The 23620-nt window shown below is 73.4% G+C and carries 23 protein-coding genes and 3 tRNA genes; 13 read left to right on the top strand and 13 right to left on the bottom strand.

What is annotated here, in order from left to right; all coding sequences use genetic code 11:
* The first annotated feature begins 13 nt into the window (after positions 1-13).
* The gene (locus SERN_RS01315; RefSeq protein ID WP_135848950.1) at positions 14-1858 is read left to right on the top strand and encodes a DEAD/DEAH box helicase; all 1845 of its coding nucleotides are present in this window, start codon (positions 14-16) and stop codon (positions 1856-1858) included.
* A gap of 18 nt (positions 1859-1876) precedes the next feature.
* On the opposite strand, the gene SERN_RS01310 is transcribed toward SERN_RS01315, so the two are convergent.
* The 3 genes from SERN_RS01310 to SERN_RS01300 form a co-directional block, all read right to left on the bottom strand.
* Positions 1877-2818, bottom strand: a complete 942-nt coding sequence (locus SERN_RS01310; protein ID WP_158292534.1) for a ChuX/HutX family heme-like substrate-binding protein — start codon at positions 2816-2818, stop codon at positions 1877-1879.
* Positions 2819-2951: 133 nt separating this feature from the next.
* A complete protein-coding gene (locus tag SERN_RS01305; RefSeq protein WP_135848328.1) occupies positions 2952-4289 on the bottom strand; it encodes a nicotinate phosphoribosyltransferase in 1338 nt (445 codons plus the stop codon).
* Between the two features lie 32 nt (positions 4290-4321).
* The gene (locus SERN_RS01300; protein WP_135848949.1) at positions 4322-5521 is read right to left on the bottom strand and encodes an alpha-hydroxy acid oxidase; all 1200 of its coding nucleotides are present in this window, start codon (positions 5519-5521) and stop codon (positions 4322-4324) included.
* A gap of 134 nt (positions 5522-5655) precedes the next feature.
* Between SERN_RS01300 and clpS the strand changes: the two genes are divergently transcribed.
* From clpS to SERN_RS15640, 9 genes are all read left to right on the top strand, one after another.
* Positions 5656-5955 carry an ATP-dependent Clp protease adapter ClpS gene (gene clpS / locus SERN_RS01295; RefSeq protein WP_135848327.1) on the top strand — a complete coding sequence of 100 codons (300 nt, stop codon included), beginning with the start codon at positions 5656-5658 and terminating at the stop codon, positions 5953-5955.
* Positions 5955-6593: a DUF2017 domain-containing protein gene (locus tag SERN_RS01290; protein ID WP_135848326.1), complete on the top strand. Its 639-nt coding sequence runs from the start codon at positions 5955-5957 to the stop codon at positions 6591-6593. Before clpS ends, SERN_RS01290 begins: the two co-directional genes overlap by 1 nt.
* A 108-nt stretch (positions 6594-6701) precedes the next feature.
* Entirely contained in the window at positions 6702-7580 is an 879-nt protein-coding gene (gene murI, locus SERN_RS01285; RefSeq protein WP_135848325.1) for a glutamate racemase, read from the top strand.
* Positions 7577-8380, top strand: coding sequence for an MBL fold metallo-hydrolase (locus tag SERN_RS01280; RefSeq protein WP_135848324.1), 804 nt, complete (start codon positions 7577-7579; stop codon positions 8378-8380). The genes murI and SERN_RS01280 overlap by 4 nt, the downstream gene beginning before the upstream one ends.
* A gap of 109 nt (positions 8381-8489) precedes the next feature.
* Complete coding sequence (locus SERN_RS01275) at positions 8490-11141, top strand: phosphoenolpyruvate carboxylase (RefSeq protein ID WP_233251384.1); 2652 nt, start codon at positions 8490-8492, stop codon at positions 11139-11141.
* 142 nt (positions 11142-11283) lie between these two features.
* Positions 11284-12036: a ribonuclease PH gene (gene rph / locus SERN_RS01270; protein ID WP_135848323.1), complete on the top strand. Its 753-nt coding sequence runs from the start codon at positions 11284-11286 to the stop codon at positions 12034-12036.
* Positions 12033-12692 (top strand): RdgB/HAM1 family non-canonical purine NTP pyrophosphatase, encoded by a 660-nt coding sequence (gene rdgB / locus SERN_RS01265; RefSeq protein ID WP_199241469.1) that lies wholly within the window; start codon positions 12033-12035, stop codon positions 12690-12692. The genes rph and rdgB overlap by 4 nt, the downstream gene beginning before the upstream one ends.
* Before the next feature lie 97 nt (positions 12693-12789).
* The gene (locus SERN_RS01260) at positions 12790-14427 is read left to right on the top strand and encodes an ABC-F family ATP-binding cassette domain-containing protein (RefSeq protein WP_135848322.1); all 1638 of its coding nucleotides are present in this window, start codon (positions 12790-12792) and stop codon (positions 14425-14427) included.
* Positions 14428-14471: 44 nt separating this feature from the next.
* Positions 14472-14765: a hypothetical protein gene (locus SERN_RS15640; RefSeq protein ID WP_233251383.1), complete on the top strand. Its 294-nt coding sequence runs from the start codon at positions 14472-14474 to the stop codon at positions 14763-14765.
* A gap of 25 nt (positions 14766-14790) precedes the next feature.
* Here the strand turns inward: SERN_RS15640 and SERN_RS01250 are convergent, their stop codons facing one another.
* The 5 genes from SERN_RS01250 to SERN_RS01230 form a co-directional block, all read right to left on the bottom strand.
* Complete coding sequence (locus tag SERN_RS01250) at positions 14791-15330, bottom strand: DUF4916 domain-containing protein (protein ID WP_135848321.1); 540 nt, start codon at positions 15328-15330, stop codon at positions 14791-14793.
* Between the two features lie 176 nt (positions 15331-15506).
* Positions 15507-15779, bottom strand: coding sequence for a DUF7218 family protein (locus tag SERN_RS01245; protein ID WP_135848320.1), 273 nt, complete (start codon positions 15777-15779; stop codon positions 15507-15509).
* Positions 15780-15854: 75 nt separating this feature from the next.
* Positions 15855-16466 (bottom strand): DUF998 domain-containing protein, encoded by a 612-nt coding sequence (locus SERN_RS01240; RefSeq protein WP_135848319.1) that lies wholly within the window; start codon positions 16464-16466, stop codon positions 15855-15857.
* A 20-nt stretch (positions 16467-16486) separates the two neighbouring features.
* Positions 16487-16571: transfer RNA gene (locus SERN_RS01235), tRNA-Leu, on the bottom strand.
* 40 nt (positions 16572-16611) lie between these two features.
* Positions 16612-17088 carry a peroxiredoxin gene (locus SERN_RS01230; protein WP_135848318.1) on the bottom strand — a complete coding sequence of 159 codons (477 nt, stop codon included), beginning with the start codon at positions 17086-17088 and terminating at the stop codon, positions 16612-16614.
* 172 nt (positions 17089-17260) lie between these two features.
* Between SERN_RS01230 and SERN_RS01225 the strand changes: the two genes are divergently transcribed.
* Positions 17261-17333: transfer RNA gene (locus SERN_RS01225), tRNA-His, on the top strand.
* A gap of 72 nt (positions 17334-17405) precedes the next feature.
* Here SERN_RS01225 and orn read toward each other — a convergent pair.
* The 4 genes from orn to SERN_RS01205 all read right to left on the bottom strand — a co-directional run bounded on the left by orn (position 17406) and on the right by SERN_RS01205 (position 21126).
* Entirely contained in the window at positions 17406-18038 is a 633-nt protein-coding gene (gene orn / locus SERN_RS01220) for an oligoribonuclease (RefSeq protein ID WP_135848945.1), read from the bottom strand.
* 88 nt (positions 18039-18126) lie between these two features.
* Positions 18127-19089 carry an ATP-grasp domain-containing protein gene (locus SERN_RS01215; RefSeq protein WP_135848317.1) on the bottom strand — a complete coding sequence of 321 codons (963 nt, stop codon included), beginning with the start codon at positions 19087-19089 and terminating at the stop codon, positions 18127-18129.
* A gap of 22 nt (positions 19090-19111) precedes the next feature.
* Positions 19112-20908, bottom strand: coding sequence for a BCCT family transporter (locus tag SERN_RS01210; protein ID WP_135848316.1), 1797 nt, complete (start codon positions 20906-20908; stop codon positions 19112-19114).
* Between the two features lie 145 nt (positions 20909-21053).
* Positions 21054-21126: transfer RNA gene (locus SERN_RS01205), tRNA-Lys, on the bottom strand.
* Between the two features lie 111 nt (positions 21127-21237).
* Here SERN_RS01205 and SERN_RS01200 point away from each other — a divergent pair.
* Both SERN_RS01200 and SERN_RS01195 read left to right on the top strand, forming a co-directional pair.
* A complete protein-coding gene (locus SERN_RS01200) occupies positions 21238-22023 on the top strand; it encodes a glycerophosphodiester phosphodiesterase family protein (protein ID WP_158292533.1) in 786 nt (261 codons plus the stop codon).
* A gap of 56 nt (positions 22024-22079) precedes the next feature.
* Positions 22080-22592, top strand: coding sequence for an SRPBCC family protein (locus tag SERN_RS01195; RefSeq protein ID WP_135848314.1), 513 nt, complete (start codon positions 22080-22082; stop codon positions 22590-22592).
* A 7-nt stretch (positions 22593-22599) separates the two neighbouring features.
* Here SERN_RS01195 and SERN_RS01190 read toward each other — a convergent pair whose 3' ends face one another.
* Positions 22600-23511, bottom strand: coding sequence for a sulfurtransferase (locus SERN_RS01190; protein ID WP_135848313.1), 912 nt, complete (start codon positions 23509-23511; stop codon positions 22600-22602).
* Positions 23512-23620 lie beyond the last annotated feature (109 nt).

Genomic DNA, 23620 nt, shown 5'->3' with positions numbered 1-23620 from the left:
CGACGAGCCCGACCTGTTCGACTCGTGGCGCGCGGAGTCGGTCTCCTCCGCCCCTCCCGCATCGCTCCCGACGCAACCCTCGCCGTCGGCGGCGGAACACCTCTCACCCGCCTTCCCCGCACGTGCCGCATGGGGCACGGCCGGCAACCTGCGAGCGTGGCAGGCGGCGGCGCTCGAGACGTACGGCGAGCGCAACCCGAAGGACTTCCTCGCGGTCGCGACACCGGGGGCCGGCAAGACGACGTTCGCGCTGCGCGTGGCCACCGAGCTGCTCGCGCGCCGGATCGTGACGCGCATCGCCGTCGTCGCCCCCACCGAGCACCTCAAGACGCAGTGGGCCGACGCCGCCGCCCGCGTCGGCATCGCGATCGACCCGACGTTCCGCAACGCGCAGCAGCGGCACGGCTCGCACTTCAACGGCGTCGCGCTGACGTACGCCCAGGTCGGCGCGAACCCCGATCTGCACCGGTCCCGCACGCGGTCGGCGCCCACGCTCGTCATCCTCGACGAGGTGCACCACGCCGGTGACGCCCTGACGTGGGGCGACGGCGTGCGGCACGCCTTCGAGCACGCGGAGCGCCGGCTCTCGCTCACCGGGACGCCGTTCCGCTCCGACACGGCCCCCATCCCCTTCATCGCCTACGAGCCGGACGCCGACGGCGTGCGGCGCTCCAGCGCCGACTACACCTACGGCTACGGCGACGCGCTGCGCGACGGCGTCGTGCGGCCCGTGATGTTCCTGGCCTACTCGGGGCAGATGCGGTGGCGCACCAGCGCCGGTGACGAGGTCAGCGCGCGCCTCGGCGAGCCGCTGACGAAGGACATGATCGGCCAGGCGTGGCGCACGGCGCTGGCGCCCGACGGCGAGTGGATCCCCGCCGTCCTCAAGGCCGCCGACACGAGGCTCACGCAGGTGCGGCGCACCGTGCCGGACGCCGGTGGGCTCGTCATCGCGACCGACCAGACCGTGGCGCGCGCCTACGCCGCGCAGCTGCGGGCGATCACGGGGGAGCCCGCCGTCGTCGTCCTGTCCGACGACGCCGGTGCCTCCGGCCGCATCGAGGAGTTCGGGGCCGGGCGCCAGCGGTGGATGGTCGCGGTGCGCATGGTGTCGGAGGGTGTGGACGTGCCGCGGCTCGCGGTCGGGGTCTACGCGACGGCGACCGCGACGCCCCTGTTCTTCGCCCAGGCCGTCGGCCGGTTCGTGCGGGCCAGGCGGCGCGGCGAGACCGCGTCGATCTTCCTGCCGAGCGTGCCGGTGCTGCTGAACCTCGCGGGTGAGCTCGAGCTGGAGCGCGACCACGCGCTGGACCGGCCCTCCAAGGACGGCCCCGAGGGCGAGATGCTCGACGACGCCGCGCTGGCCGAGGCCAACCGCGAGGAGAAGGCCTCCGACGACCTCGACGGGCCGGGGTTCCAGGCCCTGGAGGCCCAGGCCTCGTTCGACCACGTGCTGTTCGACGGCGGCCAGTTCGGGACCGGCGGCGACATCGGCGGCGAGGTCGAGTCCGACTTCCTCGCGATCCCCGGGCTGATGGAGACCGACGAGATGGCCTCCGCGCTGCGCGACCGGCAGGCGGTGCACCTGCGGGCGGGGCACGGGCGGGCCGCCGCTGCCGTTCCCGGGGAGCCCGGCTGGGCGGGGAGCGACGTGGTGGACCACCGCGAGCTGACGCGGCTGCGCAAGGAGCTGAACCAGCTCGTCTCGGCGTGGGCGCGGCGGTCGAGCACGCCGCACGGCGTCGTCCACTCCCGGCTGCGCCAGCACTCGGGCGGGCCCGAGGTCCCGCTCGCCAACGCGGAGCAGCTCACGAGCCGGATCGCCCAGGTCCGGAACTGGTTCGTCGGCCGGACCTGACCCGTCGTCGGCCGCCGGCTACTGCTGGAGCGCCAGCAGCTCCTCCCACGCGCGGAGCGCGGCGGGCGGGTGGTGGCCGGTCAGGGTGATCAGGACGAGGGCGCGGCCGTCGGCGTCGAACATCTCCAGGGCCGACGTCGGACCGTGCGGCCCCTGCGCCCGCGTCACCCACATGCGGTGGACCGAGGCCTGCGAGACGGCGAGCACCGCCCCCTCCGACCGCAGCCGCAGCGTGCGTCCCGCGTGGCCGATCGCCTCGACCCGCCCCGTGTGGCTCTGCTGCAGCCCCGAGGTCACGGTGAACGTGGGACGCAGCCCGAGCTCGGCGACCCCCGCGAGCACGTCGGGCAGCAGCCAGTGGCCGACGGGGCGGGCGTCCTCGCCGTCGTGACCCGTGAGCGTGCGCAGCCGCGCCCCGCCGGCGTCGGTCAGGTGCGAGTCCACGAGGTCGATCTGGTCGTCGACGCCGGGGCGCGCGGGCACGGGTGCCGGGGGGAGGGTGGTCGCACCGTCGAGCCGGCCGTCGACCCCGCCGTCGAGGCCGTCCTCCGACGGCGGCTCGACCGAGTCCAGCAGCCGCGCGTCCTGGGGGGCGGCGAGCCTGGCCTGGTGCACGCGGCGACCGGTCGCGTCGAACAGGTCCACGCTGGCGGCCGCCGGCTGCGTCAGGTGGATGGACGGGCCAGGGGCGACGCGCAGCGCCGTCGCGACGACGCCCGGTGCGTGCCGCAGCGCGATGGCCGGCTGGGCGATCGGGCCACCGACGGTGGTCAGCGCACCGTAGCGACCGGTCGAGGCGAGGGCCGCACCGTGACCGCTCGTGACGGCGGTGACGCCGTCGAGCAGCTGCAGGTGGTCCACGAGCGCCGGCAGGTCGACCGTGAGGTCGGCCAGCGTGTCGGGGGCGAGATCCTCGAGCAGCCGCAGGTCGCTGACTCCTCGACGCCCGCAGGCGGGCACCGGCCCGCCACCGCACTCACAGCTCTCCGCCACCGCCGACACCACCCGTCGAGACTCCCGGCCACCGGTGCGGTGGCTCCGGGCACGAGTGTAGACGCAAGGTAAGCCATGCCTTACCGGAGCCCGCCGTGGCCTAGACCGCGACGACCTCCGTCGGGATCGCCGGCTCCCCGGCGGACAGCCGCAGCGCCGCCCGCGGCAGCTCGCGGATCGACGCCGCGTGCCGCTCGGTCGCGCGTCGCACGCCCTCGGGGCCGACGAACCGCTCGTCCACGACCCCGTCGACCACGAGCGGCACGTGCAGCGGTCGCAGCTCGGCGACCTCGGCGACCTGGTCGAGCGCGGGCAGATCGGCGTCGGGGGACAGGAGCACGACCTCCTCGGTCGCCAGCCCGTTCTCGATCCGTCGACCGGCGACCTTGCGGCCGCCGACGCTGGACTTCCCGCCCGCCGAGGCCTTCGCGACGGCGTGCATCTCGCCGTCGCTGCCCTCACGCAGCACCAGCTTGTAGACCATGCCGCACGTCGGTGCACCCGATCCGGTGACCACCGACGTGCCGACGCCGTAGGAGTCGACGGGGGCGACGGCGAGCGCCGCGATCGCGTACTCGTCCAGGTCGGAGGAGACCACGATGCGCGTCCCGGTCGCCCCGAGGTCGTCGAGCTGCTCGCGCACCTCGCGCGCGACCGTCGTGAGGTCTCCGGAGTCGAGCCGGACGGCGCCGAGGGCCGTCCCGGCGGCGTCGACCGCGGTGATGACACCCTGCTCGACGTCGTAGGTGTCCACCAGGAGCGTCGTCCCGGCCCCCGCGGAGGCGACCTGGGAGACGAAGGCCGAGCGCTCGTCGTCGTGCAGCAGCGTGAACGCGTGCGCCGCGGTGCCGATCGTGCGCAGCCCGTACCGGCGACCCGCCTCGAGGTTGGAGGTGCCGGAGAAGCCGGCGACGGCGGTCGCGCGGGCCGCCGCGACGGCCGCGTGCTCCTGCGCGCGGCGCGAACCCATCTCCAGGCACGGGCGGTCGCCCGCGGCCGCGGTCATGCGCGAGGCGGCCGCCGCGACGGCGGAGTCGTAGTTGAGGATCGACAGCGCGAGGGTCTCGAGGATCACGCCGTCGGCGAAGGACGCCTCGACCACCAGGAGGGGGGAGCCGGGGAAGTACAGCTCGCCCTCGGCGTAGCCCGTGATGCTGCCGCGGAAACGGTAGTCCTCGAGGTAGGCGAGCGTCTGCTCGCCGACGATCCCGTTCTCACGGAGCCAGTCGAGCTCCTCCCGGCCGAACCGGAAGTCGGCGATCGCCTCCAGCAGGCGCCCGGTACCGGCCACGACGCCGTAGCGCCGCCCGTCCGGCAGCCGTCGGGCGAAGACCTCGAACACGCAGGGCCGATCGGCGGTGCCGTCGGCCAGCGCGGCCTCGATCATCGTGAGCTCGTAGCGGTCGGTGAGCAGTGCGGTGCTCGCGCGGGTGGTCATGGCGCGAGACTAGTTGCTCGCGCGGCCCTGTCTCAGCGTCGGGGCACGAGCCGTTCGAGCTGTGTGACGTGCCGCGGGCCGAGCTCCTCCAGGCTCGCGACGCCGAGCAGGCGCATCGTGCGCGCGATCTCGGAGGTGAGGATGTCGAGCGCCCGGTCGACGCCGGCCCGGCCGCCCGCCATCAGCCCGTAGAGGTAGGCGCGGCCCACCATCGTGGAGCGGGCGCCGAGGGCGACGGCGGCGACGATGTCGGTGCCGGACATGATCCCGGTGTCGAGGTGGATCTCGAGGTCGGACCCGACCTCGCGCACGACCTCGGGAAGCAGCAGGAACGGTACGGGGGCGCGGTCGAGCTGACGGCCCCCGTGGTTGGACAGCGTGATCGCGTCGACGCCGAGCCCGGCCAGCCGCTTGGCGTCCTCCAGGGACTGCACGCCCTTGACGACGATCGTGCCTCCCCACGCCTGGCGGACCTCGGCCAGGGCGGCGTCGTCGATGCCCGGGTCGAACATGGCGTCCAGCAGCTCCCCGACCGTGCCCTGCCAGGAGGAGATGGCCGCGAAGGTCAGGGGCTCGGTCGTGAGGAAGTTCCACCACCAGCCGACCTTGGGCGCCGCGTCCAGGAACGTGGCGGGGGTGAGCTGGGGCGGGAACTGCATGCCGTTGCGCTTGTCGCGGTGCCGCGCGCCCGCGACGGGGGTGTCCACGGTGATGTGCAGCGTGTCGTAGCCCGCCGCCTTGGCGCGGGCGACCAGCTCGAGGGAGCGGTCGCGCTCCTTCATCATGTACAGCTGCATCCACAGCCGGCCGTGCGGTACGGCGGCGCGCACGTCCTCGATCGAGGTGGTGCCGAGGGTGGAGAGGGTGAACGGGATGCCGTGCGCGGCGGCCGACGGCCCCCCGGCGAGCTCGCCCTCGGCGTGCATCAGGCGGGTGAACCCGGTCGGGGCCACGGCCAGCGGGTAGGCCGAGGGGGCTCCCAGGACGTCCCAGCCCGTGGAGATGGTCGTGACGTCGCGCAGCACGCTGGGGTGCAGCTCGATGTCCTGGAACGCCTGCCGGGCGCGTGCCAGGCCGACCTCGTCCTCGGCGGCGCCGTCGGTGTAGTCGAAGGGGCCCTTCGGGGTGCGTCGCTTGGCGACGGCGCGCAGGTCGGCGATCGTCTGCGCCTTCTCCAGACGCGCTCGCACCGGGCTCTGCAGGGGCTTGAGCCGCAGCGTCTGCCGCAGCATCTCCAGTGATGGCACCTGACGCTTCACGCGTGATCCTTCCGTGCCGACCCGCCGGGAGGTCCGTCGGCGCCCGGGCGATGCTACGCCCCGGGTCGGGCGGTCGCAGGCGGCGAGCCGGGCCCTACCCTGGAGACATGTCCGCCCCCGCGCTGCCCGAGACCCGCGAGCAGCCCGCGCCGGTCGCGGTGGGCAAGCCGGTGCGCGGGTGGCGCACGATCGTGTGGGACGACCCGGTCAACCTGATGTCCTACGTCACCTACGTCTTCCGGACCCACTTCGGCTACGACCGCGACAAGGCCGAGGTGCTCATGCTCCAGGTCCACCGCGACGGCCGCGCGATCGTCTCGTCCGGGGGCCGCGAACGCATGGAGGCCGACGTCGAGGCCATGCACACCTACGGCCTGTGGGCCACGCTCGAGGAGGACCCCGCCTGATGCACGCCTTCCGCCGTACCCGGTCCGGCTACGCCACCCGGATGGACGCCACCGAGCGCGCCATCGTCGCCTCGGTGGTCGGCGACGTCGCCGAGCTCCTCGGCCACGGCGTCGGGAGCCTGGGGGAGGACGGGCCGGACGCCTCAGCCTCGACCGAGGGCGCCGGTGCCCCGCCGGCCGACGACGGCCTCCCCGTGATCAGCTGGGACGAGCCGGACGAGGCGTCCTCGCACGCCCCGCTCGACCCGGCGCTCGCGCGGCTGCTCCCGAGCGCGAGCGAGGACGACGGCGTCGCGGGCGAGGTCCGCCGCCTGACCGAGGACTCGATCCGGTCCGCCAAGGGCGAGCGGCTGCAGCGCGTGTGGTGGGACCTGCAGACGCGCGAGGACGAGATCCGCGTGCCCGACGACCGCGCGATGGTGTGGGCGGGTGCGCTGACCGACGTGCGGCTCGTGCTGGCGCAGCGCCTCGGCGTCGAGGACGCCGACGCGGCCGAGCGCCTGACGCAGGTGGCCGCGTCGTCCGAGGACGAGGTCTCCCGCGCGCTCGCCTCGCTCTACCTCGCGCTGTCCTGGCTCCAGGAGTCCCTCGTGGAGGCCATGCTGCAGGAGCTCCCGACGGCGGGCACCACCGACTGACGTCAGTGGCCTCACGGGCGTCCGGGGTGTTCCGGGCGGTCGCCGGGTCCGGGTGACCTCCCTCACGACGACCGGCCGATGTCCCTGCCTCCGCCTACCCTGGGACGCATGCAGCGCGACCTCCCCATCGGCATCTTCGACTCCGGAGTCGGCGGGCTGACGGTCGCTCGGGCCGTCCTGGACCAGCTGCCGCACGAGGCCGTGCGCTACCTCGGTGACACGGCACGCACGCCCTACGGTCCGCGGCCGATCGCCCAGGTGCGCGAGTACTCGCTGCAGATGCTCGACGACCTCGTGGCCTCGGGCGTGAAGGCGCTCGTCATCGCCTGCAACTCCGCGTCCTCCGCCGTCCTGCGCGATGCTCGCGAGCGCTACGAGCCTGCCGGCATCCCTGTCCTGGAGGTCATCCACCCGGCCGTGCGCCGCGCCGTCGCCGCGACCCGGACGGGCCGCGTCGGCGTCATCGGGACCGAGGCCACGATCTCCTCGCGGTCCTACGAGGACGCGTTCGCCGCGGCACCGCACCTGGAGCTGTTCACGCAGGCGTGCCCCGCGTTCGTGGAGTTCGTCGAGCGCGGCATCACGTCCGGGTCGGCGGTGCTCGACGCCGCCCGCACCTACCTCGCACCTCTGCGCGAGGCGCAGGTCGACGCGCTCGTGCTCGGCTGCACGCACTACCCGCTGCTCACCGGTGTGGTCAGCTACGTGATGGGCGACGGCGTCACGCTCGTCTCCTCGGCCGAGGAGACCGCCAAGGACCTCTACCGCACGCTGGTCTCGGCCGACCTGCTGCGCGAGGACGACGCGCCGCCGCCCCGCCACACGTTCCTCGCCACGGGCGACACCCGCGCGTTCCGCACGCTGGCCCGCCGGTTCCTGGGCCCCGAGGTCCCCGACGTGCACGACGCCGTCGAGGTGACGGGCGAGCTGCCTCGCATCACCGACGAGATCGCCGCGGGCCTCGCGCCCGTGCGGGGGGTCCGATGAGGCTCACGGTGGTGGGCTGCTCCGGGTCGATGCCCGGACCGGCGTCGGCCGCGTCCAGCTACCTCGTGCAGGCCGACGGCGTCGCCGCCGACGGCGACACCGACGCCGGAGCCGCCCGCCCGTGGAACGTGCTGCTGGACCTCGGCTCCGGCGCGTTCGGTCCGCTGCAGACGCTGACCGCCCCGAACCGGCTCGACGCCGTGCTGCTGAGCCACCTGCACCCCGACCACTGCGCCGACGTCACGGCGCTCGCGGTCTGGCTGCGCTACGGGCCGGGCAGCCCCGGGCCACGCGTGGTCGTCGTCGGGCCCGAGGGGACCGGGCAGCGCCTTGCTGAGCTCTCGATCATGACGGCGCAGGAGATCGCCGAGACGTTCGACGTGCGCACCGTGCGCGACGGCGAGACGCTCACGATCGGGCCGCTCGTCGTCACCGCGCACGAGGTGCGCCACCCGGTGACGGCGTTCGCGTTCCGGATCACGGGGCCGGACGGCGCCGTGCTGACCTACACGGGAGACACCGACGCGTGCGCCGGCGTCGAGGCGGCCGCGGCCGGCGCCGACCTGCTGCTGTCGGAGGCGGCGTTCACCGACGGCGTCGACGAGGTGCGCGGCATCCACCTCACGGGGCGCCGGGCCGGTGAGCTGGCCGTGGCCGCCGACGTGCGGCGACTCGTGCTGACCCACCTCCAGCCGTGGGCCGACCCCGAGCGCATCCGGCGCGACGCCGCGGCGGTGTACGCCGGGCCCATCACGATGGCCGCCCCGGCGGCGGTTTACGAGGTCTCGACCGTTTCTTGACGCCGGGTCGGTGCGAAGCATGTCCGCCCCATGACCGGTGCGTGGGCACCCGCCCGGTTCGCCGACCTCGGCGGGTTAGCCTTTGCCGAGACGTGAGAAAGGTGTGTCGATGACACAGGACAGTCGAAGCAGCGCCGTGCCGGCGATGCCGGACGAGCTGAGGGCCGACGTGCGGCTGCTCGGCGAGCTGCTGGGAACGGTGCTGACCGAGAGCGGCGGGGCCGACCTGCTCGCCGACGTCGAGGCGCTGCGCGCCCTGACGATCGAGGCGTACCAGAGCGACGAGGACTCCCTGGCCAAGGCCGAGGAGCTCGTGGAGTCGTTCTCGCCGGAGCGGGCGGCCGAGGTGGCGCGGGCGTTCACGTGCTACTTCCACCTCGTCAACCTGGCCGAGGAGTACCACCGGGTGCGCACGCTGCGCGGCCGCGACTCCTCCGCCCCCGGGGCGATGCTCCCCGCCGTCGACACGATCCCCGGCGCGATCTCCCAGCTGCGTGGCGAGGTCGGTGAGGCGGAGACGCTCGCCCGCCTGGCGCGGCTCGAGTTCCGCCCGGTCCTGACGGCGCACCCGACCGAGGCCCGCCGTCGCGCCGTGTCGGCCGCGATCCGTCGCATCTCCGAGAACCTGGTGCTGCTGGACGACCCGCGCGCCAACGACGCCGAGCGCGCCGAGATCCGGCGCGCGCTGCTGGCCGCGATCGACGTCATGTGGCGCACCGCGCCGGTGCGGACGGAGAAGCCCTCCCCGCTGGACGAGGTCCGCACCGCGATGTCGGTCTTCGACACCACGCTGTTCGAGCAGATCCCGCTCATCTACCGCGCGCTCGACGCCGCGCTGCAGCCCGAGACGACCGGCACCGTCCCGCCGAAGGCGCCAGCGTTCGTGCGCCTGGGCAGCTGGATCGGCGGCGACCGCGACGGCAACCCCAACGTGACCGCGAAGATCACGCGCGAGGCCGCCATCATCGCCGCCGAGCACGTGCTCCTGGGCCTGGAGAAGCACACGCTGCGGATCGGGCGGGAGCTGACGCTGGACGCGTCCACGACCCCGCCGTCGCGCGAGCTGCTCGACCTGCGCGAGCGTCACCGCGACCTGTCGGAGGACCTCACCGGCACGGTCGAGGAGCGCTCGCCGGGGGAGCCGCACCGTCAGGTGCTGCTCGTCATGGCGGCCAGGGTCCGCGCCACGCGCGAGCGCAACGCCGATCTGGCCTACCCCGACCCCGAGGAGTTCCTCGCCGACCTGCGCACGGTCCAGACCTCGCTCGCCTCGGCGGGCGACGTCCGCAGCGCCTACGGCGAGCTGCAGGACCTGATCTGGCAGGTGGAGACCTTCGGGTTCCACCTCGCCGAGCTCGAGGTGCGTCAGCACTCGCAGGTGCACCGCGAGACGCTCGAGGAGATCGACCGGCTCGGCATCGACGGCGCGCTGTCCGACCGTTCGCGCGAGGTGCTCGAGACCTACCGGATCCTCGGACGCATCCAGCGCCGCTTCGGGCCGAAGGCGTCGCGCCGCTACATCGTCTCCTTCACGCAGGAGGCGGCGGACATCGCGGCCGTCTACCGGCTCGCCGAGCTCGCGGCCGGTGGCTCCAAGCCCCCGGTCATCGACGCCGTGCCGCTGTTCGAGACGTTCGAGGACCTGCACAACAGCGTCGACATCCTCACCGCCGCGCTCGAGCAGCCGGCCGTTCAGGCTCGGCTCGCGGCGACCGGTCGCAAGATCGAGGTCATGCTCGGCTACTCCGACTCCTCCAAGGACGTCGGGCCGGTCTCGGCCACGCTCGCGCTGTACGACGCGCAGGCGCGGATCGCCGAGTGGGCCAGGGTCAACGACCTCGAGCTGACGCTCTTCCACGGCCGCGGCGGTGCGCTCGGCCGCGGCGGCGGCCCCGCCAACCGCGCCGTGCTCGCGCAGCCGCCGCACTCGGTGGACGGCCGGTTCAAGCTCACCGAGCAGGGCGAGGTCATCTTCGCCCGCTACGGCGACAAGGCGATCGCGACCCGGCACATCGACCAGGTCGGTGCCGCCACCCTGATGTCGTCCGCGCCCTCCAACGAGCAGCGCAACGCCGGGGCGGCGGAGCGCTTCGCGCAGGTCGCGGAGACCATGGACCGCGTCTCGCGCGAGCGGTTCTACGACCTCGTGCGCGCCGACGGCTTCCCGCAGTGGTTCGCCTCGGTGACGCCGCTGGAGGAGGTCGGGCTGCTCGCGCTCGGCTCGCGTCCGGCCAAGCGCGGCCTGTCGGTGAACTCGCTCGAGGACCTGCGGGCGATCCCGTGGGTCTTCTCCTGGACCCAGGCGCGCATCAACCTCACCGGCTGGTTCGGTCTCGGGTCGGCGCTCGCCGCCGTCGGTGACGTCGAGACGCTGCACGCCGCCTACCGCGAGTGGCCGCTGCTGCGCACGATGCTCGACAACGTGGAGATGTCGCTGTCCAAGGCCGACGAGCGCATCGCCCGTCGCTACCTCGCGCTCGGCGACCGCGACGACCTCGCCGAGCTCGTGCTGGAGGAGATGCGCCTGACGCGCGAGTGGGTGCTGCGCACCACGCAGCACACGCGCCCGCTGGAGAGCTCGCGCGTGCTCGGCCGCGCCGTGCAGCTGCGCTCGCCCTACGTCGACGCGCTGTCGCTGATCCAGCTCCGTGCGCTCAAGCGCCTGCGGGCCGGGGCGTCCGAGGCGGAGGTGCCGGAGCTGCGCCAGCTGCTCCTGCTGAGCGTCAACGGCGTGGCCGCCGGCCTGCAGAACACCGGCTGACCCCAGGGTCGGACCCCAGGGCCGCCCGCCCCGCGAGAGCGACCCGTCCGCCGTGAGAGCGATGCGCCGTGCGTCGTTCCCGCGGCGGACGGGTCGCTCTCGGCGTTCGGGCTGCGCGGCCGCGCCCCCGTAACCTGGGGGCATGACGATCCAGAACCGCGCCGACGGCCGCACGCCCGACCAGCTCCGCCCCGTCCGCCTCACGCGCGGCTGGCTCGACTCCGCCGAGGGCAGCGTGCTCGTGGAGTTCGGCGGCACGCGCGTGCTGTGCGCGGCGTCGTTCACGGCGGGTGTGCCGCGCTGGCGCAAGGGCAGCGGTGAGGGCTGGGTGACCGCCGAGTACGCGATGCTCCCGAGGGCCACCAACAGCCGCAGCGACCGCGAGTCCGTGCGCGGCAAGATCGGCGGCCGCACGCACGAGATCTCGCGTCTCATCGGCCGCAGCCTGCGCGCGGTCATCGACTACTCCGCGCTCGGGGAGAACACGATCGTGCTCGACTGCGACGTGCTGCAGGCCGACGGCGGCACGCGGACCGCCGCGATCACGGGTGCCTACGTGGCGCTCGCCGACGCCGTCGCGTGGGGTCAGAAGAAGGGTCACGTCAAGCCGGGCACCGTCCTGCGCGACTCGGTCGCCGCGGTCAGCGTCGGCATCGTCGACGGTGTGCCGCTGCTCGACCTGCCCTACGTCGAGGACGTCCGCGCGGAGACCGACATGAACGTCGTCGTCACCGGCTCGGGCTCGTTCGTCGAGGTCCAGGGCACGGCCGAGGGTGCGCCCTTCCACCGCGCCGAGCTCGACAGCCTGCTCGACCTCGCGCTCGCCGGCACCACCGAGCTCACCCGCCTCCAGGTCGAGGCGCTCGCCGGACCGGTCGCCGGGTTCCGCGCGTGACGTCGCCCGACGGCGGCACCCACCCCGCCGCGCCCCTGCTCGTTCTCGCCACCCGCAACGCGCACAAGGTGGGTGAGCTCCGCGCCATCCTCACGGGTCCCGACGGCGCGCTGCCCGGGCTCGACCCGGCCGCCGTCGTCGGCGCCGACGCCTACCCCCACGTGCCCGACGTCGTCGAGGACGGCGTCACGTTCGCCGAGAACGCGCTGCTCAAGGCCCGTGCGCTCGCCGCCGCCACCGGCCTGGTGGCGGTCGCGGACGACTCGGGCCTCGCCGTCGACGTGCTCGGGGGCGCCCCGGGGATCTTCTCGGCGCGATGGGCCGGGCGCCACGGCGACGACGACGCCAACCTCGACCTGCTGCTCGCGCAGCTCGGCGACGTGCCGGACGAGCACCGCCGTGCCGCGTTCGTGTGCGCGGCCGCGCTCGTCACGCCCGACGGCCACGAGGTGGTCCACGAGGGCCGGCTGCCCGGCACGCTCCTGCGCGAGCGCGCCGGCGCCGGCGGCTTCGGCTACGACCCGATCCTCGTGCCCGACGGCGGGACGCGCTCGTGCGCCGAGCTCACGCCGGCCGAGAAGAACGCGATCAGTCACCGAGGCCAGGCGTTCCGCGCCCTCGCCCCCGAGGTCGTGGCCGCGCTGCAGCAGTCGTGAGCGAGCCGTTCACCGCGGAGGTGATGGCCGTGCCCGCCGAGGTCGAGCAGTGGTTCCCGGAGCCGACCTTCCACCTGAACCAGCTGCAGGAGCACGCATGAGCACGACGCCGGGCCTGATCGCCGCGCGCAAGGTCACCTTCGCCTACCCCGGGCGACCGGTGCTGGCCGACGTCTCGCTGACCGTCAGCGGCCGCAACCGCATCGGCCTGGTCGGGGAGAACGGCAGCGGGAAGTCCACGCTGCTGCAGATCCTCGCGGGCCGGCTCGAACCCGCGACCGGGACGGTCCGCCGTCGCGGCACATTGACCATGGTGGCGCAGGAGCTGCAGGCCGTCCCGCACGAGACGCTCGGCGACCTGCTCGCCGCGAGCATGCAGCGCTCGCGTGCCGCGCAGACCCGGATGGAGGAGGCGGCCGCACGTGCGGCCGCGATCGACGCCGGGGAGGTCGACCCCGGCGGCCGGACGCGGGCGGGCGCGATGGCGGAGGTGGCCGACGCCGTCGCCGCCTACGAGAACGCGCGCGCGTGGGACGCCGACCGCGAGCTCGACGAGGCGCTGACCCGGTTCGGGGCGCCGCGCGACCTCGGCCGGCCGTTGACCGAGATGAGCGTGGGGGAGCGCTACCGGGTGCACCTGGCGTGCGCGCTCGCGGAGCGCTCCGACGTGCTGCTGCTGGACGAGCCGACCAACCACCTCGACCTCGCCGCGATCGAGCACCTCACGGCGCGCCTGGAGGAGTGGCCGGGCGCGGTGGTCCTGGTGACGCACGACCGGCAGCTGCTCGACGACGTCGTGTCCGAGATCCTCGACCTCGACTCGACCATGAACGGTCCGCCCGCGCGCTACGGCGCGCTGCACTACGCCGACTACCGCGCGTCGAAGGACGCCGCGCTCGCGCGCTGGCGCACGCGGTTCCGCACCGAGCAGAAGCGGCTCGAGGAGCTGTTCTACAGCCGCGACTCCTCCTACGAGGGGCTCTCGGACGAGTGGCGGCCGCCCAAGGGCTCGAACAAGAACCGGCGCGGCACGCGCGCCAAGCAGCACGTCACGGCAGCCGACCGCCAGCTCACGCGGCTCGAGGCGCGCGCCGTGTCGGTGCCGCCCCCGCCGCCCGAGGTCGCCTGGCCGCACCTGGGCGGCGAGCCCGACGGCCACGGCAACGCGCCGCTGCTCCTGCTGCCCGGGGCGCACGTGCCCGGCCGGCTCGAGCGCCCCGACCTGATGATCTCGCTCGAGCGCGAGGACCGGCTCCTGCTGGTGGGGCCGAACGGCCGCGGGAAGTCCACGCTGCTCGGCCTGCTGGCGCAGGCGGGCACGGCGCCCGACGTTCGAGTCGGCGTGCTGTGGCAGGAGAGCCGCCTGGAGATCGTCGGTCGCGAGACGGGGTTCGACGTCGCCACGCGGGTCGTGCTGGCCGAGCTGGCCCGCGGCGGGGTCGACGCGGACGAGCTCGTGCCGATCGCGGCCACCGGGCTGCTGAGCGAGGAGGACCTCGACCGTCCCGTCGTCGACCTCTCGGTGGGTCAGCGACGGCGGCTGGACCTCGCCCTCGTGCTCATGACGGCGCCGCACGTGCTGCTGCTGGACGAGCCGACCAACCACCTCGCCGTCGACCTGGTGGACTCGATGACGGGCTGGCTGCGCTGGGTGGCGTGCGCCGTCGTCGTGGCGACGCACGACCGCCTCATGCGCGAGGACTACGCCGACTGGCCGACGATCGACCTCGGCTGAGCCGGGGTCCCACCGCCGCTGCGCGGTGGGGTAGAACAGTGCGCATGAGCCTGTACGGAACGCCGCCCGAGATGCCGCCGCCCCCGCCCGACCAGGGTCCGGCGGGCCGCGCGCCGGCACCGTCCACGTGCACCGCGTGCGGCGCCGAGTCCCTGGAGGCGGGGTTCATCGAGGACTCCGGCGAGGGGTCGCCGGGTTTCGCGCGCTGGATCCCGGGCGCGCTGGAGCGCGGCATGTTCGGCGGTGCGCGCCGGATGGGCAGGCAGCGGTTCGAGGTGGTCGCGATGGCGTGCCAGCGCTGCCGGCACGTCGATCTCTACGTGGGCAACCCCACCTGAGTCGGGGATGGCCCGGTGACCTGGGTCAGACCAGCCCGCCCAGGTGCGCGACGGCGCCCGCGAGCAGCGCCGCGTGGCCGGAGACGCACTCGCCGCGGACCGCCGGGTCGGTGGCCTCCTGCGGCGTGAGCCAGGCGAGCTGGATGGCGTCGCGCTGCGGGGTGGCGTCGCCGTCGATCGGGACGACGTAGGCCAGCGACACGGCGTGCTGACGCGGGTCGTGGAACGCGTGCGCGACGGCGCTGGGGAAGTACTCGTTGACCGTGAACGGCTGCGGCGACGCGGGCACGCGCGGCAGCGCCATGCGGCCGAGGTCCTTCTCCACGTGCCGGGTGATCGCGGTGCGGATGGTCTCGTGCAGCAGCACGCGCCCGGAGATCACCGCCCGCGCGAGGCCGCCCTCGCGAGGGCTGCGCAGCAGCGTGCCGACCCGCAGGAGCGAGCCGTCGGCGTCGAGCCGCACGGGCACGACGTCGATGTAGACCATCGGCACCTTACGGCGCACGAGGTCGAGGTCGTCGGGGGAGAGCCAGGGGCCCTGGTCGTCGGCGCGCACGTCACTCACCCCTCATTCCTACCTCAGGTTCGAGGCTGGAGCAGCACCCTGAGACACGCGCCACCCGCTCGGTGGTCGGCTCTACCGCCGAGAGCGACGCGTGCGTCGTGGGGGCGACGCGTGCGAGGTCGCTCCGTCGACGCTCAGGTCGCTCTCGGCGAGGGCGTCGCACGTGCGGAGCGCGGTCAGTGGTCGCGCAGCGCCTCGACCAGGTCGGCCTTGTTCATCGACGACCTCCCGGGGATCTCGAGCTCGGCCGCGCGCTTGCGCAGATCGGCCACGGTCCAGTCCTCGTAGCTGCCGGACTCGCCGCCCTTGCGCCCGACGGCGCCGCGTCCGCGCTCCGCCGCCGCGTTCGCGATGCGCGCGGACTTCTCCTTGCTGTTGCCGTCCTCGCGCAGGGCCTCGTAGAGCTCGGGGTCCTTCACGCTGGGGCCGGGATCACGTCGTCGTGCCACGGCACTCACCTCCGCTGGTCGGGTCGCTCCCAGCCTGCGCCCGCGCGCAGCCCCGCGGCAAGGATCAGTAAGGCGTCAGCGGCCCCGACGCCGGAGCGCCAGCAGCGTCACGAGCGGCCAGAGGGACTGTGCGCCGCACGCGAGACGCTCGGTGAGCCCGATCGGCCCTGAGCCCGAGGACAGGAACACCGCGAAGACCACCACGAGCGCGGTCAGCACCACGGTCGCCCCGACGGCGGGCAGCGGCCGCTCGATACCCTCGCCCCCGTTCTCGGCTCGTCGGGCGGTCAGCGCGGGCCACAGCGCCAGGGCGCCGAACCCGATGCCGGCGGCGATGCCGTGCGGCTGCGGGTGCAGGTCGACCGGGAGCAGCCCGACGGCGGCCGTTGCCACGCCGCCGAGCGCGAGGAACATGCGGGCCGCCGGCCGCAGCGGGCGCAGGCCGATCGCCGTCACGACGTGCGCGACCCCGGTGGCGACGAGGGCGACGCCGAGGACCTGCGGCGCGGTGCGCGTGGCGACGGCGAGCGCGCTGATCGTCTCGGTCACGGGATCGAAGGACGGCTGCAGCGACTCGGCCAGCAGCCAGCCGCCGATCATCGCGACGGGGGCGGCGACGGCGGAGACGATCGTCCAGCGGGCCGTGCCGCCCCGGGTGGACGGTCGTGAGCTGCGGGGGGAGGTCACGCGGTCTCCTCGGTCAGGGGTGGTGCGCGAGGCGGGACTTGAACCCGCACGCCCGAAGACACAGGAACCTAAATCCTGCGCGTCTGCCAATTCCGCCACTCGCGCCAGCGGGTCCCCAGCCTACCCAGCGGGGGACCGGAACGGCTCAGGCGACGGCGAGGTCCCGGCGCAGCTTGGCCACGTGGCCGGTCGCGCGCACGTTGTACTGCGCGAGCGTGAGCGTGCCGTCGGGGGCCACGACGAACGTGGAGCGGATGACTCCCGTGACCGTCTTGCCGTACATCGTCTTCTCGCCGTAGGCGCCGTACGCCTCGAGGACGGCCCGGTCGGGGTCGCCCGCGAGCGGGTAGGACAGGCCCTCGCGCTCGGCGAACGCGTCGAGCTTCTCCACGGTGTCGGGAGAGATGCCCACCACCGTGTAGCCGGCGCCCTGGAGCGAGGCGAGGGAGTCACGGAAGTCGCACGCCTGGGTGGTGCAGCCGGGGGTGCCGGCGGCCGGGTAGAAGTAGATGATGACGCCGTTCTCGGCGCCCGAGCGCAGCTCGGTGAGCGTCACGGTCCCGCCGCCCGCGGCCGGAAGGGTGAAGTCGGGGGCGACGTCGCCCACCTCGAGCTTGGCCATGGCTGCTACTCCTCGTGTGTGGTGTGCTGCGCCGTCGACCGAGCGCGGCGCCGGGCCAACGCTACCCCCGCTCACCGGGGAGGGGCGGGGCCGTCCATCGGGTGCGGGCGTGGCGCGAAGAGCCCTCCGGACGGGCTATACTTGTTCGGCGCTGCTTCGCAGCACGCGCATGGTGGGTATAGCTCAGCTGGTAGAGCGCCGCCTTGTGGTGGCGGATGTCGCGGGTTCAAGTCCCGTTACTCACCCGGTTCGGAGAAGGCCGGATCCCCTCGGGGATCCGGCCTTCTTCACGTTCTGGTGCGACGTCGTCGCGCGCCTCAGCCCTCCGGCGTGGTCCCGGCCTCGGGCGCCCCGTCGCCCTCGGACGCCGCCACGACGGCCGGCGTCGGGCTCGCCGAGATCAGCGCCGCCCGCTTCTTCAGGTCGGCGGAGGACGGGCCGTCGCCGTCGGGGAAGAGCGCGGCGCGGTAGTAGCGCAGCTCGTCGATGCTCTCGGCGATGTCCGCCAGCGCGCGGTGCCCGCCGGCCTTCTTGGGCGAGGCGTAGTAGGCGCGCGGGTACCAGCGGCGCGAGAGCTCCTTGATGGAGGAGACGTCGATGATCCGGTAGTGCAGGTGCTCCACGACCTCGGGCATGTCACGGTCGAGGAAGACGCGGTCGGTGCCGACGGAGTTTCCCGCGAGCGGCGCCTTGCGCGGCTCGGGCACGAAGGAGCGCACGTACTCGAGGACCTGCTCGCGCGCGCTCTCCATCGTGACGCCGTCGGCCAGCTCGTCCAGGAGACCGGAGGTGGTGTGCATGGTGCGCACCACGTCGTTCATCTGCTCGACGGCACCGGGCGGCGGGGCGATGACGATGTCGATCCCCTCACCGAGCGGCGTCAGGTCGGAGTCGGTCACGATCACCGCGACCTCGATGAGGGCGTCGAGACGGGTGTCCAGGCCCGTCATCTCGCAGTCGATCCAGACGATGGGGTCCTTGGCACGCGAAGTCACCCCACCACCCTAGGTGGAGAGCGGGGGATCCGAGAGTGCGGGCTCAGGCGGGGGCGACCTGCGTGACGTCGTTGTGGGGGTCGTTGCCGTAGGCCACCTCGCGCAGGATCGCGCTCGCGAGACGGTCCAGCGCGCCGGGGGAGAGGGCCGCGTACAGCGACGGCTCGACGAGCTCGAGCTCCATCAGCAGCGGAGGCTTGTCCCCGCGGATGACGAGGTCCACCCGGGCGTACAGCAGCGGGCGCGACTTCATCGAGCGGCCGGGGACCAGGCGACGGACCTCGGTGATGATGTTCTGCGCCGCCTTGATCTCCTGCTCGGACGGCTGCCACGGCTCCATCGACTCGCGCGTGTACGCGGTGTCCTCGCCGGTGTCCTCGCCCACGAGCATGGCGCCCTTGTGGATGGCGTGGGAGTACTCGCCGTGCAGGAAGACCAGGGCGCTCTCGCCGAACGTGTCGATCTCCGGCATGTAGCGCTGCACCATCACGGCGCGGCCGGCCTCGAGCAGGCGCTTGGCGTGGTTGATGGCGAGTCGGCGGGAGTCGGCGTCGGTGGCCGTGTACCGCCCGGTGTCCGCGGAGCCGGCGGACACCGCAGGCTTGACCACGAAGTCCTCGCGTGCCGGGAAGCGGTTGTGCAGGTCGCGCTTCTCGTAGTGGCGCTCGGGTTCGAGCCACTGCGTCTCCACGACCGGCAGACCGAGCTGGGCCAGCGCGTCGATGTAGTGCTTGTCGCTGTTCCAGCGGATCACGTTGAGCGGGTTCCGCAGCTGCGGCACCTGCTCCGCCCACGCGAGGAACTCCTCGCGTCGCACGCTGTAGTCGAAGACGTTGCGCAGCACCACGAGGTCGAACGCGGTCCAGTCCACGTCGGCCGCGTCCCACTGCAGGATGCTCCCCTCGGCACCGCGCTCCCCGAGGGCGACGACGAGCGCGCGGTCCTCCGGATCGCCGTCGGGCAGGTCGGAGCAGGTCACGAGGGCGATGCGCGCAGCTGTGGTCACGGGGTCCACCGTAACGGCCGGGTCAGTCGCGCGGTGGACGCAGCCCCGAGGGGCGCTCGAGCACCCGCGCGAGCTGGTCGCGCACCCGGTCCTTGGAGCGGGGCGTGGCGGGTGTCGCCAGACCCCGCACCAGGACGTCCTGCAGCTCCGGATCGTTCGCCACGGCCTCGACGACGTGCGCCGCGACCTCGTCGCGGTCCCGCATCCGCTCGTCCTCCTCGTGCTCGGCGTTCTCCTCGCGCAGCGAGCGCGCCAGCGCCACGAGCATGCCGATGATGACCACGCTGAAGGGGAGGGCGATGAGGATCGTCGCCGTCTGCATGGTCGCCAACCCACCGCGCAGCAGCAGCACGATGCCGACACCGCCGATGCCGAAGGCCCACATGATGCGCGACCAGGTCGGGGGTTCGCTCGTCCCGCTCGCGAGCATGCCGACGACCAGGGCGCCGGAGTCGGCGGAGGTGACGAAGAAGATCGCGATCAGCACGAGCATGAGGGCGATCCAGATGCGGGCGCCACCGAGGCCGTCGAGCAGGTCGAACATGACGTAGTCAGGGTCGACGGTCGCGCCGTCGGCACCCGCGAGATCGGCCGCGCCGAAGAGCTGGCGGTGGATCGCCGTCCCGCCGAAGATGCCGAACCAGATGAAGGTGACCACGGTCGGGGCGAGCATGACGCCGAGCACGAACTGCCGGATGGTACGGCCGCGCGAGATGCGGGCGATGAACATGCCGACGAACGGGGACCAGGAGATCCACCAGCCCCAGTAGAAGACCGTCCACTGCTGCTTCCAGTCGGCGCCCGCCTCACCGTCGTAGGCCAGGAGCTCGAAGGACTGCCCGACGTAGGACTGCAGGAACGCGCCGGCGGACTGGATCGTCTCGCGCAGCAGGAAGAGGGTCGGGCCGAGGGCGAGGACGACCACGAGGAGGAGCGCGGCCAGGCCCATGTTCAGGTTGGAGAGGATCTTGATCCCTCGGTCGACTCCCGAGACGACCGAGATCGTCGCCAGCAGCGTCACGACCACCACGACCACGACCTGCACCGTGAGGGAGGAGGAGATCAGGCCCGTGTGGTCCAGGCCCGCCGTGATCTGGAGGGCGCCGAACCCCAGGGTCGTCGCCACGCCGAAGACCGTGCCGAGCACCGTCACGACGTCGATGGCGTCGCCCCACCGCCCCTTGACGCGGTCGCCGAGCAGCGGCTCGAGGGTCCAGCGGACCGACAGCGGCTTGCCCCGACGATGGATCGTGTACGCCAGCGCCAGCCCGACCGCGGCGTAGATCGCCCAGGCCTGCGGCCCCCAGTGGAGGAACGTCTGCGTCATCGCCGCCTGGGCCAGCTCGCCGCCGTCACCCGTCTCGCCAGGTCGCGGGTTCACGAAGTGGGTCAGCGGCTCCGCCGGGCCCCAGAACACCAGGCCGATGCCCATGCCGCACGCGAACACCATCGAGAACCAGGCGCCGAGCGAGAACTCGGGCTTCTCGCCGCGGCGTCCGAGCACGATGCGCCCGGACGGTCCGAACGCGACGACCAGGCAGAACACCACCAGCGCCGCGACCAGCAGCGTGTAGTACCAGCCGAACGTGGCGATCACGCGGGTCTGCAAGAAACCCAGGACCTCCTCGGCCTGGTCGGGGAAGAACAGCGTCGCCGCCAGGAACGACAGGATCAGGGCGGCCGACCAGCGGAAGACCGGCCCGACGGCGGAGCTCGCCCGGGCGGGGGTCGGCTCGTCGGCCGTGGTCGGTCTGCCGACGGAGGTCGGTTCGTCCCTCGGCTCGTCGAGCGGGGCGTCGGGGGCGGGGGTGTGCGACATGGGTGCTGAGGCGTCCTTCCGGTCCCGGCGAGGTGCCGGCAGCGCGGCCGGCGGACGTGCCCACCAGCCGCGGGACGGGAATCTCCCGCCGGGGGTCCTGACATGGGTGAGGCCCCGCCACCCGAAGGTGACGGGGCCTCATCTGTACACCCCCCCGGACTCGAACCGGGAACCCACTGATTAAGAGTCAGTTGCTCTGCCAATTGAGCTAGAGGTGCATGCCGTGGCGAGAGAAAACACTAGCACCACCCGGGCCGCTGATCGACCACGACGCCGGTCCGCGAAGCCTCCCCGACCCCTTCGGGGCCTCCCGGGGGCAGGATGGAGCGGTGACCTCCACCATGTTCCGTCCCGGCTCACCCGTCGTCCTCGCGCACCGGGGAGGAACGGTCGGCGTCGCCGAGAACTCGCGCCAGGCCGTCGAGAACATGCTCGCGTGCGGTGTCACGACCATGGAGACGGACCTGCGCGCGACGAGCGACGGCGTCGCCGTCCTCGCCCACGACGTGACGCTCGAACGCCGCTTCGCCGACCCCCGGCGCGTGAGCGACGTCACGTGGTGGGAGCTCGACCTGATCCGCGACGTCGACCACGAGCCGGCGCTGCGCCTGGTGGACGTGCTGGCCGAGTACCCGGGCCTCCGGCTCAACCTCGACGTGAAGAGCGACGACGTCGTCGCGCCCACGCTGCGGGCCGTGCGCGAGGCGGCCGCCGCCGACCGCGTCTGCCTCACGTCGTTCTCCTCCCGGCGCCTCGCGATCGCCGAGCGCGTGACCCGCGGCCGCACCGTGCTCGGCACGGGGATGGCCGACGCCGCGCGCCTCCTCGCGGAGAGCCGCGGTCTGGTCCAGCTCGCGCGCCGGTCGACGACGGCGGCGCCCACGACCGGGCGCGCGGTCCAGGTCCCGCTCCGGTTCAAGGGGGTCGACGTCGTCACGCCGCGGTTCCTCGAGCTGGCGCACGAGCGCGGGCACGTCGTCCACGTGTGGACGATCAACGACCCCGGTGAGATGCACCGCCTGCTCGACCTCGGCGTCGACGGCATCGTGACGGACGATCCGGCGGCGGCCGTGGCCGTCTGGGCCGAGCGGGGGCTCGAGCCGGCTCCGCTCTGACGCGACCCGACATCTCGGTTCCCGCCCGGACGGGGTGCGCGCGGCATACTCCGAGCATGCCCGTTGTCGAGTCCAGCATCGTCGTCGACGTCCCCGCCGCCGTGGCCTTCGCCGTCGCCCAGACCACGGGGGAGGTGCGGCTGCGCTGGGACCCGTTCATCGCGCGGCAGCAGTTCCTCGACGGCGCGACGGCGCCGGGCAAGGGTGTCCGCTCGCGCACGCGGCACCGGTCGGGACTGTCGATGGTGAGCGAGTACGTCTCCTACCGGCCGCCGACCACGACCGGCATGAAGATGGTCACCGGACCGTGGTTCTTCGAGCGGCTCGCGGCGGGCTGGAGGTTCGCGCAGCAGGACGACGGCACGACGCTCGCGACCTGGCGCTACAGCTTCAGCTGCCGCCCGCACTGGCTGGCGCCGTTCGCCGAGAAGATCGGGATCTGGATGCTGGGGTCGGACATCCAGCGCAGGATTGCCGGCTTCGGTCGCGGCTGCGCCGATCCGGTGGTCCTGGCGGCGGCGCGGGCGAGCCTCGCGGCAGGCGAGGCCGACGGAGAGTCCCCCGCCTGAGGCTGCCTCAGCGGACGGGCGCGAGCCCCGGTGCCTCGCCCTTGACGATCGGGACGCGGACCGCGTTGCCCCACTCGGTCCACGAGCCGTCGTAGTTGCGGACGTTGTCGTAGCCGAGCAGGTGCGTCAGCACGAACCACGTGTGGCTCGAGCGCTCGCCGATGCGGCAGTAGGTGATGACGGCGTCCGCCGGCGTCAGCCCGACGCCGGCGATCCCCGCACCGTAGATGTCCTCCAGCTCGTCGCGCGGACGGAACGAGGCGTCGGAGTCGACGGCGCGCGCCCACGGCACGTTCGTCGCCGTCGGGATGTGGCCGCCGCGCAGCGCGCCCTCCTCCGGGTAGTCCGGCATGTGCAGGCGCTCGCCCGTGTACTCCTGCGGGGAGCGGATGTCGATCAGCGGGCTGCCGAGGTGCTCGAGCACGTCCTCCTTGAACGCCCGCAGCGTCGCGTCGTCGCGCTCGACCACGGGGTAGGAGGCCGGTGTGACCGGCGTCCGGTCGATCGTGAGCTCGCGGTCCTCGCCGATCCACTTCTCGCGCCCGCCGTCCAGGAGCCGGACGTCGGGGTGGCCGAAGAGCGAGAACACCCACAGCGCGTAGGCCGCCCACCAGTTCGACTTGTCGCCGTAGATGACGACGGTGGTGTCGCGGCTGATGCCGCGCGACCCGAGCAGGTGGGCGAAGCCCTCGCCGTCGACGTAGTCGCGCACCAGGGGGTCGTTGAGGTCCAGGTGCCAGTCGATCTTGACCGCCGTGGGGATGTGGCCGGTCTCGTACAGCAGGACGTCCTCGTCGCTCTCGACCACCACCAGGCCCTCGGTGCCGAGGTGGTCGGCGAGCCACTGCGTGCTCACCAGCCGCTCGGGGTGGGCGTACTGGGCGAACTTGGGTTCGGTGCGATCGACCTCGACCGGCATGGCACGACCTCCTGTAGCGACGACGTCGTCCAGCCTAGGGGGCCGCGCCGCGTCCCGCTCCGTGAGTCGCGGGGTACCGGATCGCGAGACGAGCTCGGACGCGGCGCGC

The organism is Serinibacter arcticus (assembly GCF_004786095.1).
Classification (GTDB): Bacteria; Actinomycetota; Actinomycetes; order Actinomycetales; family Beutenbergiaceae; genus Litorihabitans; species Litorihabitans arcticus.
The sequence above is the reverse complement of the archived record's forward strand: the minus strand, read 5'-3'. Positions and strand labels throughout refer to the sequence as shown.

Excerpts from the sequence above, each read along its gene's own strand:
- SERN_RS01305 (WP_135848328.1), bottom strand. The coding sequence starts at position 4,289 with ATGACCACCCGCGCGAGCACCGCACTGCTCACCGACCGCTACGAGCTC.
- SERN_RS01300 (WP_135848949.1), bottom strand. The coding sequence starts at position 5,521 with ATGCTGCGGCAGACGCTGCGGCTCAAGCCCCTGCAGAGCCCGGTGCGA.
- clpS (WP_135848327.1), top strand. The coding sequence starts at position 5,656 with ATGTCCGCCCCCGCGCTGCCCGAGACCCGCGAGCAGCCCGCGCCGGTC.
- SERN_RS01290 (WP_135848326.1), top strand. The coding sequence starts at position 5,955 with ATGCACGCCTTCCGCCGTACCCGGTCCGGCTACGCCACCCGGATGGAC.
- murI (WP_135848325.1), top strand. The coding sequence starts at position 6,702 with ATGCAGCGCGACCTCCCCATCGGCATCTTCGACTCCGGAGTCGGCGGG.
- SERN_RS01280 (WP_135848324.1), top strand. The coding sequence starts at position 7,577 with ATGAGGCTCACGGTGGTGGGCTGCTCCGGGTCGATGCCCGGACCGGCG.
- SERN_RS01275 (WP_233251384.1), top strand. The coding sequence starts at position 8,490 with ATGACACAGGACAGTCGAAGCAGCGCCGTGCCGGCGATGCCGGACGAG.
- rph (WP_135848323.1), top strand. The coding sequence starts at position 11,284 with ATGACGATCCAGAACCGCGCCGACGGCCGCACGCCCGACCAGCTCCGC.
- SERN_RS01260 (WP_135848322.1), top strand. The coding sequence starts at position 12,790 with ATGAGCACGACGCCGGGCCTGATCGCCGCGCGCAAGGTCACCTTCGCC.
- SERN_RS15640 (WP_233251383.1), top strand. The coding sequence starts at position 14,472 with ATGAGCCTGTACGGAACGCCGCCCGAGATGCCGCCGCCCCCGCCCGAC.
- SERN_RS01230 (WP_135848318.1), bottom strand. The coding sequence starts at position 17,088 with ATGGCCAAGCTCGAGGTGGGCGACGTCGCCCCCGACTTCACCCTTCCG.
- orn (WP_135848945.1), bottom strand. The coding sequence starts at position 18,038 with ATGACGGGCCTGGACACCCGTCTCGACGCCCTCATCGAGGTCGCGGTG.
- SERN_RS01210 (WP_135848316.1), bottom strand. The coding sequence starts at position 20,908 with ATGTCGCACACCCCCGCCCCCGACGCCCCGCTCGACGAGCCGAGGGAC.
- SERN_RS01195 (WP_135848314.1), top strand. The coding sequence starts at position 22,080 with ATGCCCGTTGTCGAGTCCAGCATCGTCGTCGACGTCCCCGCCGCCGTG.
- SERN_RS01190 (WP_135848313.1), bottom strand. The coding sequence starts at position 23,511 with ATGCCGGTCGAGGTCGATCGCACCGAACCCAAGTTCGCCCAGTACGCC.